Raw genomic sequence first — 15,065 nt, 5'->3', positions numbered from 1 at the left:
ATAAAACAACAAGTATGAAAGTAACAAACTTAATGCAAATCTTGCTGCTGGGAACCCTTACGGCAGCTTGTACATCCCAAGCCCCTAAAGACGGTTATCTGATAAGTGGAACGATTGAAGGACTTCCAGACAGTGCCTACGTGCAACTCATGCCAGTATGTCACGAAAAAAGTGACCCGATAGCCGACACTCTGGCAATCGGAGGCAAATTCACCTTTATCGGGAAAATGGAAGAACCCCGCGCCGTATTACTTACCGTAAAAGACGCTTACGGCTCGCGCCGCCTGATGCTGGAAAATACAGCTATCGAAATCAAAGGTGCGGTTGTATCGGAAGATGTGAATGGAACTCCCTCGTATAGTCTCGACAAGTTATCCGTAAGTGGGTCTCCCCTGACAGCCCGTTACGATTCGCTGATGGCGGTACGCGGTCGTATGGATTCTCTATTCAATGCCAACCAGCAAGAACATAAAGCTCTCCTCGATGCTATACAAGAAGCCTATCAGGCAAAAGACCAGGCAAAAGTGGCAGAGTTGCGTGCAAGCGAGGCCGGTAAGCAAATGGCAGAAGATGAAATGCGTTTCTTCCAGACCGTAGATTCTGTTTATCACCAAACGGTAATGGAAAACAAGGACACTTACTGGGGACCGTTGCTGATGATTTCGCTCACTTCTTACATGAACGAAGGCATGCGCTCGTGGTACGAAGAACTCTCACCTGCCGCACAAGCCTCTTATTATGGAAAACTGGTGAAAGACGAACTTTACCCGACTGGTAAAATTGGTGATAAGATGCCTGAATTTATGGTAAAAGATGCATCGGGAAAAGAAATCACTCTCCAAGAACTCTGCCAAGGAAAGAAATACATCCTGATTGACTTTTGGGCATCGTGGTGTAATCCGTGCCGCAAGGAAATTCCTAATATCAAAAAACTTTATGCACAGTACGCTTCTGAAGGTTTTGAGGTAATTAGTATTTCCATTGATAAGAAAAAAACCGATTGGGAAAAAGCTGTAAAAGAAGAACAGTTGAAATGGCCTAACTTCTTGGATGAAACCGGAGTGGCAAAGCTTTACAAGGTAAGAGCTGTTCCGACCATGTATCTGATAGATGCCGAAGGTCGGATGGTCGGTGATAATCTGAGAGGAGAAGCGTTAGCAGAAAAACTGGCTGATTTATTCGATTGACTTTGACTTCATTATGTCAATATGCAGTTACGGAAATGCAATGGATTTTTTCAGATGCATTTCCGTGATTGTTTTATATACAGCCTCTGGTAAGTTGAGATAATGCATGCATATATCTGCGTGAGGATGTGTATTTCTTAGAATGCTTACTACTTTGGGGCGCAAGAACTATCTCTTCTGCGGCAATCACGAGGCTGCCGTTAACATGTCTGTAATCTGTTCCCTGCTGGCCACCTGCAAGGCACACGATGTGAACCCAAGGGATTACCTGAAGGATATCATTGCCCAAATGCCGTATCATAAGAAGTCCGCTGATGAGGAACTGCTTAACCTTCTTCCGCACAAATGGAAACTGCAACATCCGGAGAGCCTGTTGACCAAACAAACTGTAGAATCCACTAACTAACCACAACGTCAACATACAGGTTCAACAAAACTATAGCGACTGTCACTATGAATCCAATAGTAACAGTCGCTATCATTATATAGATATTTAATGACTGTAGTTTATCGAATGCTTACGGTTTTCTCTTGCATGATTAATTATAACCATTATTTCATTCGGATTCTCAGACATTTTTTGAAAGATTTTTTTTGCTGCAATCTTATCACAGATTTCTTCTTTTCGTTTGATGCCTAAAGCGAGGAATTCTTCGCTTTGATCTATGCCGATAAAATTTCGTTTAAGTAAGTTTGCTGCAATTCCAGTTGTGCAACTTCCTGCAAAAGGATCTAATATAGAGTCATTTTCTTTTGTAGAAGCGAGGATTATTCTGTAAAGTAAACGTAGTGGCTTTTGAGTAGGATGTTTACCGAAATGTTTTTCCCAGCTTCCTACGGTTGGAATATTCCAGACATCAGACATTCGTTTTCCACCATTAAGTTGGTTCATCAATTCATAATTGAAGAAATGTATATGTTTTTTGTCTTTTCTAGCCCAAATGATATATTCAGCAGAAAAGTTAAAATGCAAATGTGATAATGTGGTTGGCGCATCGGGCTTTTGCCATACGATAATATTCAATATCTTATAACCTAATTGTGTCATGCAATTAGCTACAGAATAGATGTTGTGGTAAGTTCCGCTAACCCATATAGTACCATTATCTTTTAAGCAGTCTCTACATAGCGAGAGCCATTCCTTGTTAAATTTGTTGATTTCTTCTAACGGACGTATTCTGTCCCATTCACCTTTGTCGAAGCATTTTGTTTTATTTCCTGATTTTATAGTAAAACCTTTTGAAAGAAAATAAGGAGGGTCGGCAAATATCATGTCTGCTTGGTAATTGGCTTGTTTTAGTTGATTAAGCAGGCACATTGTGTCTCCATGGTATAGGATAAAATTATTGTTTTTGTAATAAATCATTGTCTGAAAGTGATATTGAATTCAATCTGTTTTTTAGTTCGTTTATGAACTTTTGGGTATGTAGATGTAAAAATGAAAAATAGTCATGTTTTTCCATTGCATCTATAAGAAGCTGTTTTGAATTTATCGTAGCTCGATTGAATTCTTTAACGAAGAAATACAGCAAGTGCCGTTTAAGTACTTGCTGTATTTCTGTGAAGCCTGCTGCATTTGTTTATAATTTATTCAAGATGCGGTCCATGACCCAATTGGTTGGGGTTGCGCTGATGCCGTCGCAGGTACAAATGGCTTTGCCTTGCAGGTGTTCTACCACGGCTTTGATGAGCGGAAGCTGTACGTAAGGCGGGTTTTGTGGCAAAATCTCTTCGCGCCCTCGTTCGGTATGCAATCCGATAGGTTCGTAGGTGAAGACAGAGAAGCAAATCATGCCTTTGTCTCCGATGATTTCAATACGGTCTTCTTTGGCAGATTCGTGTGCAACAAAACACCAAGATCCGGAACCGGGCAGTCCGGATTCGAATTTGAAGCAAGCGCTGATGGTATCTTCTGCTTGATACAATCCGCCCCGGTTGCTCTTGTAGCCTTCCGCTTCCAAGATGCAGCCGAACATTTCTTGTAACAAATCCAATTGATGAGGAGCTAAGTCGTAGAAATAACCTCCTCCAGCTATATCGGGCTGTACGCGCCAGGGAAGGTTGGTGCTGTTATAGTCTAAGTCGCGCGGAGGTTGTGCGAAACGGATTTGTACATTGATGACATTGCCTATTTCTCCTTCTTCTACCAGTTGGCGTACTTTTTGGAAATAAGGCAAATAACGGCGGTAATATGCCACAAAGCAAGGCACGCCGGTTTCTTGTGAGATGCGGTTGATGCGGGCGCAGTCTTCATACGTGGCTGCCATCGGTTTTTCGATATAGACGGGTTTGCCTGCCTTCATCGCCATAATGGCAAACGTGGCATGTGAGGAAGGCGGAGTGGCAATATAAATGGCGTTAACATCTTCATCTCCAATTAGTTCTTGCGCGTCGGTGTACCAGCGTGGAATATTATGGCGACGGGCATACGATTTAACTTTTTCTTCGTCACGGCTCATGACGGCAACTACTTTCGAGCCTTCTATCATATTGAAGGCGGGGCCGCTTTTCTTCTCGGTCACTTCTCCGCACCCGATAAAGCCCCAGTTTACGGTGTCTAATTGTATCATATTTATAAGGTATATATCAGTTAAAATATTTTTGTTGCAGTTGACGGTAAGCTTTGGTCTTGCTGAATTGGTCTAGCCAAAGGTTGAGGCTATCGAGCAAGACAGGAGCGTGTTTGCTTACTCCCCATGCGTAAAATTGTGTGAAGCTTATGGCGGTGTTGATGTCTAAGTTAGGGAAACGTGGTAACAATTGGCTGGCGATGTTTTCGTCACATACGGCATAGTCAATGTCTTTTCCAGCCACCATGGCAAGCAATTGCTCTGGACCGTATTGGGCTACTTCTTCGATGTAAATGGTGTCTGCAATTTCATTCATCAGGTTGTGAAGCCGGAGCAGGGCAGGAGAACCTTTAATGACATGCAATTTTTTATGAGCCAAGTCCAGTTGGCTTGTAATGTAAGTACTATCTGGTTCTCCTTCTTCTTGTTTACGTTGCACCAGCACTTGTTTGCTTAAAGCTAAAGGGTGGGTAAAAAGCAACGTGTCTTTCGATTGGGTTGTGATAACGGTTCCTGTTGCAAGAATGTCGAATTTCCCTTCAATAACTCCTTTTAGCCGTTGCTCGAAGCTCATTTCGGGGGTTATTTCCAACTTGAGTTTTTGGTCAGCGGCAAAGGCATGCAACAATTCATAGTCGAATCCTTGTAAGGTATCGTCTGCCACATGGTAGCTAATGGCATTGTATTCCGTTACGGCACGCAACACGCCCGATTCGATAATTTCAGCATAGTCACGCGGTTGGTAAGACGGCTTTTCTTCTTTTTGGGTATTAAGTGCAATAATGCCTATTATAACGACAAGTGCTATGACTCCATATTGAACAAATTTTTTTCGCATAAGCAACGGTTAATCAAAGAAATTCCATGAAATGCCGATTTTGAACAAACGCGGATTCAAGGGGTAATGGGGAGCGAAGAAGTAGCTGTGTTCTCCTTGTCCTTGAATCAAGTTGTACATCATCAGGAAGATACGGGTACGCTTCAGGTGAAGGTTGATATATCCGTTCACGAGCGGATAATTTCCGAGTTTGTATCGTGTATCTTTATTTTGCAAGTAAAATTGTCCGATAGCCGGAGCATAGTCGGGCGCATAGTATTCGGTGAAGTAACGCACATCGGCACCCATTTCTACTTTCAAGACTTTTTTTGCCAATCCGAAGCTGAGGTATAAGTTATGGTATAGCACCAATTTCGGGAGTGGCAGAATATCTTGGTTGCTGGATGTTTGGTAAGTCACTTCATTATCAAGGTGCAGAATGCCTAATTTAAAGTCTTGGCGAAGCGAGGCACTGAACACTTGGATGCTTCCCGAATGTTGTGCTACTCCTACATTGTTTAGGTGCGAAACGGGAGTTTCTGACTCTTCTCCTCCTCCTTCTGCAACTGATGTATTATCTAAATAGGTGTAGTTTGTAATGTTCTCTACTCCTGCTTTTAATTGAGTGCGCCAATGGTCGATGCTTAATTTGCCTTCGATGCGGGTTTTCATGATTTTAGACAAATCATTGTTGTCCCACCAATAATGTTTCGAATGGAAATGGCGGTAATAGAAGGTCGGATTCAAGTTTTTGATGTAGGCATTAGCTTCTAAACGGACAGTGTCGTTGAAAAGCCGGAAATTCATGTTCCCGTTTCCTTCTACCGAAAAAGCTCCTGCATCTTCTCCTATCAGGGCAAATTCGCCTGTTACGTTGTAATGGAACATTTTTCCTTGTTCTTTAATCAATTGACCTCCTACGGAGATTACATTTTCTGTATAGTCGGTAGGAATACGTTGTCCGGGGTTTCCCGAAAGGGTATCAGTCATCGTAAAGCGTCTGAATTCATGTGAGACAAAAGCGGTAAGTCCGGCTTTTGCCCATTTATTGAAGCCTTCGCGAAGTGAGATGCCGAAGGTATTCTTTACGGCAAGGTAGTCGGTTTTGTCTTGGTCAATGTCAGGCAAAAAGTTATTCAGGAAATATTCCCGGTTTTGTTCTTCGTTTTGCGAGATATATTTCCGCTTGGCAATATCCACTTTTACCGTATGCATAAAGCTGGTTACAGGTACAAACACTTGAGTTGTGGTCGTATCGTTTTCGTTGGGATTATCGCGGTAAAACCCTAAATTATAGCGGTGGGTAAGGAAAGCGTGATATCCTGTACTGTGATTCCAAATGTCGGTCAAGTTGGTCGGGATTTCACTGTTTGCGTATGTCCTTCCTCCCTCAGCCATATCCAATGGAGCACTGACATAGCGGTCATCGGTAATACCGCCGTTTTCCGCTACCTTCAGGTTGTCGTTGATGAAGCTGAAATGCATGTTATATTTGTCGCCCAGATAGTAGGCGAAAAGGTTTCCGTTGAATAAAGCCGTTGATTGATGTGCATATTTACCTCGACCGTACACATAATCGATGTTGAATCCAAAGCCCATCCGCTTGTTGGCATTGACGGCAAAATAGGCTTTAAAGCGTTCTTCTCCGTCGCGGCTGCTTCCTTGTTTATAGTAGGTCAAGTTGACAAAAGGCGATTTGGTATTGGTATAAGTCACATCCTGTGGTTGGAGAACTGTATAATCGTATGGGTCAAAGAAAAAGAATTGGCTGGCATCTTTGCGGTCGAAGAAGACATGCGCAATACGAGGCGAACCTAAATTACCCAAATAAGTGTAATGTCCTGTTGGTCCTCCTGTGTCATTTGTGTTTTGAAATCCATGTTGCAACGTGTCAACGGGCACTTCTGTACGGTTTCCGAAACGGGCATCGATTTTCCACGATGTCAGTCCGATAGGTATGGTGCTGGCATCGTTTACAGCCGTAGTATCAATGGGGTTGCCGTTACGGTCGTAATTGTTCCGGTCTATTCCTGAAGCAGAACTTCCAAATTGGTTAGAAAACTGGTTCTGCAATGTGTTTTGTGCGGATAATGTACCGCATATTAATGCTATGATTGCTATAAAAAGTATCTTCTTCATAATGGAGGCAAAGATACAAAAGAAAAACGAAATGCAAGTAAGTTGCGGACGGAGTTTGTATTTATTATAAAAAATGAACGCAGAGACACAGAGACGCAGAGAAAAAAATAGAATTCCTGTGTCTTTGTGTCTCTGTGTTCAATCTTTATGCTTATTTCATTTCCTTGATGATATCCATGCCGATGTGGATGGCTTCTTCATTCATCGGAATCAATTTGTGGTGACGTTCGGGCAATGTCTTATATAAGGCTTTTATGACACTTTCAATTGAAACAACGGGACGGAGTTTCAACAGGCCGCCCAATACAATCATGTTGAATGTCTTTGCCATTTTGCGTTCATTGGCTTCGTCCATGGCGTCAATGCGGTAGACATGGATGTCTTTCCGGGTAGGAGGGTTGATGATGCCGTAGCCATCGTAAATCAATGTGCCGCCAGGCTTTACCTTATCTTCAAATTTAGCCAGCGACGGTTGGTTCAAGATGATGGCGGTATCGTATTTGCTCAGAATCGGAGACGAAATGCGCTCATCGCTGATAATGACAGTTACATTTGCGGTTCCTCCGCGTTGTTCAGGACCGTAGGCAGGCATCCATGTTACTTCTTTGCCTTCCATCAGTCCGGAATAGGCAAGGATTTTGCCCATAGACAAGACACCTTGTCCGCCAAATCCTGCTATGATGATTTCTTCTTTCATACGTTTCAATTTAGGGGGTTATTTATCTTCTGATGTCGTATCTTTCAAGTCTCCTAACGGATAGAACGGGAACATGTTTTCTTCCATCCATTTATTGGCAGCATCCGGCGACATTTTCCAACCTGAGTTACATGTTGAAACGATTTCTACCAGGCTTGAGCCTTTGTGCTGCATGGAGTTTTCGAAAGCTTTGCGGATGGCTTTCTTGGCTTTACGGATAGCCGCGACGTTTTGTACCGATTGGCGTGTCACGTAGCAGGTGCCTTCTAATGTAGCGGCTATTTCGGTCATTTTCAACGGATAACCGTGTATTTCCGGATTACGTCCGTAAGGGCAAGTAGCCGTTTTCATGCCAACCAGGGTAGTAGGTGCCATTTGTCCGCCAGTCATGCCGTAAATGGCATTATTGATAAAGATAACGGTGATATTGTCGCCACGGTTCAGGGCATGGATGCTTTCGGCTGTACCGATACACGCCAAGTCACCGTCGCCTTGATAGGTAAATACCAAGCGGTCGGGCCACAAGCGTTTGATAGCTCCAGCCAAAGCGGGTGCACGTCCGTGTGCAGCCTCTAAGCAATCGATGTCCAGATAGTTGTACATGAATACCGCGCAGCCTACCGGGCTGATGCCGATGGCTTTTTCGGTCATTCCCATTTCTTCGATAACTTCAGCTATCAGTTTGTGCACCACTCCGTGACTGCATCCCGGACAATAGTGCATCGGGTTGTCGTTCAGTAACGTAGGTTTTTTATAAACCAGATTCTCGGGTTTTACTATATCTTCTTTTGTCATGGTTTTCCTCCTTGTCGGTTACGTATAGAGAATCGGAGCGCGTACTCTGCCATCTTGATGATGATAGACGTAGCGCATACATAGAAGAAGATGGTTTGGTCTACGTCGGTAAAGAACAGCACGACAGAAGCTACGGCTCCTATCATGAATGCGATGTTCAGTACGGTTCTGATTTGGTCTATCTTGTTCATAATCGGTTTACTTATTAATGATTTTCTCTTTCAACGCTTCGATGACTTCGTCCGGGTCGGGAACGATGCCACCCAAACGTCCGAAGTGTTCTACCGGAATGCGGCATTCTACAGCCAGTTTGACATCTTCAATCATCTGTCCGCTGTTCAATTCAACAACGAGGATGCCTTTCATTGCTTTTGCCCGTTCTGCCAAGGCTTTGCTGGGGAAGGGCCATAAGGTGATGGGGCGGAACAGACCTACTTTAATACCTTCTTCGCGCGCGTGTTCCATTGATTTCTGTGCAATGCGGGCACACGAGCCGAAAGCCACAATCAGGTATTCGGCATCTTCGCAATCGATTTCCTCGTAACGGGTTTCGTTCGCTTCGATTTCCGCATACTTGGCTTGCAGGTGCAGGTTGCGTTGTTCCATTACCGCCGGGTCGAGTTCAAGCGAAGTGATGACATTCGGCTTGCGTCCTTTGCGTCCTGTAGCTGCCCACGGGCATTGAGCGATGATTTCTTCTTCGGTGCGGCGCGGACGAGGTTCGGGCAATACCACTTTTTCCATCATCTGGCCGATAACGCCATCGGCAAGAATCATAGCCGGGTTGCGGTATTTGAAAGCTAATTCGAAAGCCAAGCCTACGAAGTCTGCCATTTCCTGTACCGATGCAGGAGCTAATGCGATGACATGATAGTCGCCGTGGCCTCCTCCTTTGGTGGTTTGGAAATAATCGGCTTGGCTGGGCTGGATGGTTCCCAGTCCGGGACCTCCGCGCATGACGTTCACTACCAAGCAAGGCAATTCCGCACCTGCGATGTATGAAATGCCTTCTTGCTTGAGGCTGACACCGGGACTGGATGATGAGGTCATCACCATTTTGCCGGTTCCGGCTCCTCCGTATACCATATTAATAGCTGCCACTTCGCTTTCCGCCTGCAAAACCACCATGCCGGTCGTTTCCCACGGCTTCAGTTCGGCAAGAGTTTCCAATACTTCCGATTGGGGTGTGATAGGATAACCGAAGTAACCGTCTACGCCATAGCGGATAGCGGCATGGGCGATGGCTTCGTTTCCTTTCATTAAGACTACTTCTTCTGCCATATTTCTTGAGTTTTTAAGTTTCTTACGCTTCTTTTGCTCTGTACACGGTCAGACAGGCGTCCGGACATACGATGGCGCACGAAGAACATCCGTTGCAGGTGTCTTCTACGGTCTGCTGTACATAATTATATCCTTTTTGATTAACTTTAGAGGTCAGTGACAAAACGTGCAACGGGCAGGCTACTACGCATAGGTTGCATCCTTTGCAGCGTTCTGTATTCACGATAACTACACCTTTCATTTTAGCCATAGTAAATCTTATCTTTTTATTGATTAAACATATCTTTATTATAGAAATTGAGGATGTCTATCACCATGTTCCGGGCTTCTGCCGCCGGACTGTCCGGATTGATGTCGATAGCTTCCTGATAATTGTTCAGTGCGCCTTGCCAGTCTCCTTGCTTGCGGAACGCGTTTCCTAAGAGGTAATAAGCCATGTCTGCGTCTTGGGAATTTTGTGCAAGGAACAGGTTTAATTGGTCGATAGCAGTAGAGGTTTTTCCCTCATCAATCAATTTCTTTATCGTTTTCAGTCTCTCGGTCATAGTTATAGAATCATTTGTATTGACGGCAAAGATAGGTTTTATTTTCTATCAAATTGTCTTTTCACCCGAATATTTCGTATTCTTTCGTAAAAAAAATGCTACTTTCTTGGTATTTGGTTGGCAAATGTGCCTGAAAACCCTAACTTTGCAACGGCTGAAAACTAACTTATTTACATAGACAATGAATAAAATTATTTCAAAAGAACATTTTTCGGAGAAGGTGTTCAAGCTGGTGGTAGAAGCACCCTTGATTGCCAAATCCCGCAAGGCAGGACATTTCGTTATCGTGCGTGTCGGCGAAAAAGGAGAGCGTATGCCCTTGACTATTGCCGGTGCCGACCCGGTGAAAGGTACTATAACTTTAGTGGTACAAGAGGTGGGGTTGTCGTCCACCCGTTTGTGTGAGTTGAACGAAGGCGATTATATCACCGACGTAGTGGGTCCCTTGGGCAAGGCTACGCATATCGAGAATTTCGGTACGGTGGTTTGTGCCGGAGGCGGAGTAGGCGTGGCGCCGATGTTGCCTATCGTACAGGCATTGAAGGCTGCGGGCAATCGGGTGATTACCGTATTGGCTGGACGTACCAAGGAACTGATTATCTTGGAAAAGGAAATGCGCGAAAGCTCCGACGAGGTGATTATCATGACCGATGACGGCTCGTATGGAAAGAAAGGATTAGTGACCGAAGGCGTGGAAGAAGTCATCCGGCGCGAGAAGGTGGACAAGTGTTTCGCTATCGGGCCGGCAATCATGATGAAGTTCGTCTGCTTGCTCACTAAGAAATACGAGATTCCGACCGATGTGTCGCTCAATACCATCATGGTGGACGGAACGGGCATGTGCGGCGCGTGCCGCATCACCGTAGGCGGGAAGACCAAGTTCGTATGTGTAGACGGTCCGGAGTTCGACGGACATCAGGTAGATTTCGACGAGATGCTGAAACGTATGGGCGCATTCCGTGATATCGAGCGGCAGGAAATTCATAAGCTCGACCCGGTTGACCCGAACCAGTGTGAAGCTACAAAGGCGTTGGACGACCGTAACGCGCCGTGGCGTGAAGCATTGCGCAAGTCGATGAAGCCCAAGGAACGCACGGCGATTCCGCGTGTCAAGATGAACGAATTAGACCCCGAATACCGTTCGCACCGCCGGAAAGAAGAGGTAAACCTCGGTCTGAACGAAGAGCAGGCATTGACCGAAGCCAAACGTTGCTTGGATTGCGCCAATCCGTCGTGTATGGAAGGCTGCCCCGTAGGCATTAACATTCCGGGATTCATCAAGAACATCGAGCGGGGCGAGTTCCTCGAAGCGGCACGGGTGTTGAAGCAGACCAGCGCGCTTCCGGCTGTATGCGGGCGTGTGTGTCCGCAAGAGAAGCAATGCGAATCGAAGTGCATTCACCTGAAAATGGGTCACGAAGCCGTGGCTATCGGTTATCTGGAACGTTTCGCGGCAGATTACGAACGGGATAGCGGAAACATTTCCGTGCCGGAGATAGCCGAAAAGAACGGCATCAAGGTAGCGGTAGTAGGTTCGGGTCCTGCCGGATTGTCGTTTGCGGGCGATATGGCTAAATTGGGTTATGATGTGACGGTATTCGAAGCATTGCACGAAATCGGTGGCGTATTGAAATACGGTATTCCCGAATTCCGTTTGCCCAACAAGATTGTGGATGTCGAGATTGACAACTTGGCGAAGATGGGCGTAACGTTTGTGAAAGACTGCATCGTGGGCAAGACCATTTCGGTGGAAGACCTGCAGGCAGAGGGATACAAAGGTATCTTCGTGGCTTCGGGAGCGGGACTTCCCAACTTCATGAACATTCCCGGAGAGAACTCTATCAACATCATGTCTTCGAACGAATACCTCACCCGTGTCAACCTGATGGATGCGGCAAGCGAGGATTCGGATACGCCGGTGACGTTCGGCAAGCGTGTCGTAGTGGTAGGAGGCGGAAATACGGCAATGGATTCCGTGCGCACCGCACGCCGCTTGGGAGCCGAACGTGCCATTATCGTCTACCGCCGTTCGGAAGCCGAGATGCCTGCCCGTATCGAGGAAGTGAAACATGCCAAGGAGGAAGGTGTGGAATTTATGACTCTTCACAATCCGATAGAATACATTGCCGACGAGCAAGGCCGCGTAAAGCAGGTGGTGCTTCAGAAAATGGAGTTGGGCGAGCCTGACGCTTCGGGACGCCGCAGCCCCGTGCCTATCCCCGGCGCGACCGTTACGCTGGATATCGATATGGCGATTGTCAGCGTAGGCGTATCGCCTAATCCGATTGTGCCCAACTCGATTCCGGGCTTGGAATTGGGACGTAAAGGCACGATTGCTGTAAATGAAAACATGCAGTCGTCTATCGCCACTATCTATGCCGGAGGCGACATCGTGCGCGGAGGCGCTACGGTTATTCTCGCCATGGGAGACGGACGCCGTGCCGCTGCGGCTATGGACAAGCAATTGCGCGGATAATGATTGGATAATTGAACGCAGAGACGCAAAAAACAATGTAGGGGCGTATCGCATACGCCCTGAAAACATTCGCATAGATAAGTGGTTGCATTCGGGCGTATGCGATACGCCCCTACAACTAATTTGGATATAAATTAAACTCTGTGCCTTTGTGTCTCTGTGTTCGATTATTTTTTGTATACAAAAATAAAGACTGATGAATAAAGACGAGCGAGTGCAATCTACCTTGCGGAAACTGCCTTCGTGGCAAGTGTCGTTGATACCTTTTGGGGTGCTGACCCTTTCGTTAGTGGTTATAATCAAGATATTCGGGGCAGACGCGCTTTTGGGCGGAAGCCAAGTGTGTTTGTTGCTGGCATCGGCGGTCACGGTGGCAATCTCCATGTTTGTCTACAAAGCCTCGTGGAACAGGCTGGAGACTTGCATCTTAGACAACATCCGTGCCGTAGGTTCGGCTATCCTTATCCTGTTTCTTATCGGCGCGATAGCCGGCACGTGGATGGTGGGCGGCATTGTGCCCGCCTTGATTTGTTACGGGCTGGAAATCATCTATCCGGCGGTATTCCTTGCGGCGGCTTGCGTGATATGCGCCTTGGTGTCGTTGATGACCGGAAGCTCGTGGACGACCATCGCGACCATCGGCGTTGCCTTGATAGGGATAGGCATTGCCCAAGGTTTCGACCCCGGTTGGACGGCTGGCGCAATCGTGTCGGGCGCTTATTTCGGCGATAAGGTTTCCCCCTTGTCCGATACCACGGTGTTGGCTTCTTCCTCTTCGGGCACCCCGCTTTTCACCCACATCCGGTATATGATGATTACTACGGTGCCTTCGCTCACCATTGCCCTGATTGTTTTCCTTGTGGCGAGCCTGATGCATCCGTCGGTAGAAGCGTCGCAAACCGATGGATTTGCCGCGGCATTGAAAGGCACTTTTCATATCACCCCTTGGTCGTTGGTTGTTCCGGTGCTTACGGGCGTGTTGATAGTCAAGAAAGTGCCTGCCGTGCTTACGCTTTTCTGTGCGGTTGTAATGGCGGCTATCGTTGCCCTTATCTTCCAGCCCCAGGCGGTATGGGCGGTGGCGAATCCCGGCTTGCCTGCCTCGGAATACGCCGGACTTTCGTTTTGGGATGCCTGCAAGGGGATAACCGTGACGTTCTACGGCTCTACCGCCATTCAGACCGGCAATGCGGCGATAGATTCCTTGATTTCCACGCGAGGCATGACGGGGATGCTCAATACGGTGTTCCTGATTATCTGTTCGGTGACGTTCGGAGGCGTATTGGCAGGAAGCGGCATGTTGCGGAGCCTGACCCAACTGTTCGCGCGGTTGGCTCACCGGGCGGTTACGTTAGTAGGAGCTACGGTAGGGACGGGATTTATGTGCAACGTGGTGACGGGCGACCAGTATATTTCCATTCTCCTCACCAGCAGCCTCTACCGGAAGCTCTACGAGCGGAAAGGATACGAAAACCGTCTGTTGAGCCGTGCGGTAGAAGATTCGGCTACGGTCACTTCGGTGCTTATCCCGTGGAACTCGTGCGGCATGACGCAAGCGACGGTCCTCAAGGTCCCCACATTAGAATACCTCCCTTATTGTTTCTTCAACATCCTGTCCCCCTTCATGTCGGTTCTCATTGCCGCAATAGGGTATAAGATATTCCGGAGAAAGCATGTTTTGACCGAAGAAGAAAGTTAATGTTCCAATACCATTTTATTGTGTTGACAGTCCTGATGAATTAGGACTGCTGTTTTATCAGGTCAGGATTGCAGTCCTTATAGTATCGGGACTGCAGTCCTTGCCTATTAGGATTATGGGAGGACTCAGTTGAATAGGAGCAAGCATAGAGATGACTTGCTGAATGTAGACATATTACTTCAGGAACCCACCTCCGAAGGAGAGGGGGAGGAGATTTCTGACTCCGCTTAGGCAATAGATTTCCTGATTGCTGTAGAGGAGGATGCGCATGGGATGCCCATAGCGTTGCTCGGTCTCCAACAACACTTGGCGGCATGCGCCGCAGGGGGGAATCGGGCTGTCGAGAAATCCGGAAGCGTTGCGGGCGGCTATTGCCAACGCTTTTACGGGCTGGTCGGGATATTGCGAATTGGCATAGAATAGGGTGGTGCGTTCGGCGCAAGTGCCCGAAGGGTATGCGGCGTTCTCTTGATTGGAGCCTGAAACGATGATGCCGTTGGCAAGCAGGGCGGCTGCTCCTACATGGAAACGGGAGTAGGGGGCATAGCTTCGCGCGGTGGCTTCTTTGGCAGCATCGACCAGTCGGCGTTCTTCTTCGCTCAGTTCTTCGTAAGCGTAAGAGCGAATGTGGATTTCGATTTTTAGTTCTTTCATGGTTGTGTTTTTTTGAACGCAGAGACGCAAAAGCGCGGAGTTCTTTAAAATTAAAAATTGAGATTTAAAAATTAGGATGCCGCATGGTAACTTTTAATTTTCAACTTTTAATTTTTAAATCTCTTGCGTCTTTGCGTCTCTGCGTTTGATACAATGTACAAATTAATAGAAAAAAAAGGAGAAATCCTATCATCTTTTGTTTTTC

General features: G+C 46.6%; 15 protein-coding genes. 4 read left to right on the top strand and 11 right to left on the bottom strand.

The window, feature by feature from the left end; all coding sequences use genetic code 11:
• Positions 1-14: 14 nt before the first annotated feature.
• Together B5F91_RS03665 and B5F91_RS03660 are read left to right on the top strand one after the other, a co-directional pair.
• Positions 15-1,187, top strand: a complete 1,173-nt coding sequence (locus tag B5F91_RS03665) for a TlpA disulfide reductase family protein (RefSeq protein ID WP_087427754.1) — start codon at positions 15-17, stop codon at positions 1,185-1,187.
• A gap of 142 nt (positions 1,188-1,329) precedes the next feature.
• Entirely contained in the window at positions 1,330-1,593 is a 264-nt protein-coding gene (locus B5F91_RS03660; protein WP_239416220.1) for a transposase domain-containing protein, read from the top strand.
• An 87-nt stretch (positions 1,594-1,680) separates the two neighbouring features.
• On the opposite strand, the gene B5F91_RS03655 is transcribed toward B5F91_RS03660, so the two are convergent.
• The 10 genes from B5F91_RS03655 to B5F91_RS03610 all read right to left on the bottom strand — a co-directional run bounded on the left by B5F91_RS03655 (position 1,681) and on the right by B5F91_RS03610 (position 10,031).
• Positions 1,681-2,553 (bottom strand): site-specific DNA-methyltransferase, encoded by an 873-nt coding sequence (locus B5F91_RS03655; RefSeq protein ID WP_087427753.1) that lies wholly within the window; start codon positions 2,551-2,553, stop codon positions 1,681-1,683.
• A gap of 214 nt (positions 2,554-2,767) precedes the next feature.
• Positions 2,768-3,757, bottom strand: coding sequence for a Gfo/Idh/MocA family oxidoreductase (locus B5F91_RS03650; protein ID WP_087427752.1), 990 nt, complete (start codon positions 3,755-3,757; stop codon positions 2,768-2,770).
• A gap of 16 nt (positions 3,758-3,773) precedes the next feature.
• The gene (locus tag B5F91_RS03645) at positions 3,774-4,595 is read right to left on the bottom strand and encodes a transporter substrate-binding domain-containing protein (protein ID WP_087427751.1); all 822 of its coding nucleotides are present in this window, start codon (positions 4,593-4,595) and stop codon (positions 3,774-3,776) included.
• Positions 4,596-4,604: 9 nt separating this feature from the next.
• Positions 4,605-6,713 (bottom strand): putative porin, encoded by a 2,109-nt coding sequence (locus B5F91_RS03640; protein ID WP_087427750.1) that lies wholly within the window; start codon positions 6,711-6,713, stop codon positions 4,605-4,607.
• 151 nt (positions 6,714-6,864) lie between these two features.
• Positions 6,865-7,410 carry a 2-oxoacid:acceptor oxidoreductase family protein gene (locus tag B5F91_RS03635; protein ID WP_087427749.1) on the bottom strand — a complete coding sequence of 182 codons (546 nt, stop codon included), beginning with the start codon at positions 7,408-7,410 and terminating at the stop codon, positions 6,865-6,867.
• 18 nt (positions 7,411-7,428) lie between these two features.
• On the bottom strand, positions 7,429-8,205 hold the full coding sequence (locus tag B5F91_RS03630; RefSeq protein ID WP_087427748.1) for a thiamine pyrophosphate-dependent enzyme: 777 nt from the start codon (positions 8,203-8,205) through the stop codon (positions 7,429-7,431).
• Positions 8,202-8,396, bottom strand: a complete 195-nt coding sequence (locus tag B5F91_RS03625; RefSeq protein WP_087427747.1) for a hypothetical protein — start codon at positions 8,394-8,396, stop codon at positions 8,202-8,204. The genes B5F91_RS03630 and B5F91_RS03625 overlap by 4 nt, the downstream gene beginning before the upstream one ends.
• Before the next feature lie 7 nt (positions 8,397-8,403).
• The gene (locus tag B5F91_RS03620) at positions 8,404-9,486 is read right to left on the bottom strand and encodes a 3-methyl-2-oxobutanoate dehydrogenase subunit VorB (RefSeq protein WP_087427746.1); all 1,083 of its coding nucleotides are present in this window, start codon (positions 9,484-9,486) and stop codon (positions 8,404-8,406) included.
• A 22-nt stretch (positions 9,487-9,508) separates the two neighbouring features.
• The gene (locus B5F91_RS03615) at positions 9,509-9,736 is read right to left on the bottom strand and encodes a 4Fe-4S binding protein (RefSeq protein WP_087427745.1); all 228 of its coding nucleotides are present in this window, start codon (positions 9,734-9,736) and stop codon (positions 9,509-9,511) included.
• Between the two features lie 16 nt (positions 9,737-9,752).
• On the bottom strand, positions 9,753-10,031 hold the full coding sequence (locus B5F91_RS03610) for a tetratricopeptide repeat protein (RefSeq protein WP_087427744.1): 279 nt from the start codon (positions 10,029-10,031) through the stop codon (positions 9,753-9,755).
• Between the two features lie 181 nt (positions 10,032-10,212).
• Here B5F91_RS03610 and B5F91_RS03605 point away from each other — a divergent pair, with 181 nt between their 5' ends.
• Entirely contained in the window at positions 10,213-12,507 is a 2,295-nt protein-coding gene (locus B5F91_RS03605; RefSeq protein ID WP_087427743.1) for a bifunctional dihydroorotate dehydrogenase B NAD binding subunit/NADPH-dependent glutamate synthase, read from the top strand.
• A 226-nt stretch (positions 12,508-12,733) separates the two neighbouring features.
• A complete protein-coding gene (locus B5F91_RS03600) occupies positions 12,734-14,206 on the top strand; it encodes a Na+/H+ antiporter NhaC family protein (RefSeq protein ID WP_204244659.1) in 1,473 nt (490 codons plus the stop codon).
• A gap of 174 nt (positions 14,207-14,380) precedes the next feature.
• Here the strand turns inward: B5F91_RS03600 and B5F91_RS03595 are convergent, their stop codons facing one another.
• Positions 14,381-14,860 carry a cytidine deaminase gene (locus B5F91_RS03595; RefSeq protein ID WP_087427741.1) on the bottom strand — a complete coding sequence of 160 codons (480 nt, stop codon included), beginning with the start codon at positions 14,858-14,860 and terminating at the stop codon, positions 14,381-14,383.
• Between the last annotated feature and the right edge of the window lie 205 nt (positions 14,861-15,065).

The organism is Bacteroides sp. An322 (genome assembly GCF_002161765.1).
Classification (GTDB): Bacteria; Bacteroidota; Bacteroidia; order Bacteroidales; family Bacteroidaceae; genus Phocaeicola; species Phocaeicola merdavium.
Note: the sequence above shows the minus strand (reverse complement) of the source record. Positions and strands in the feature narration are given on the sequence as shown.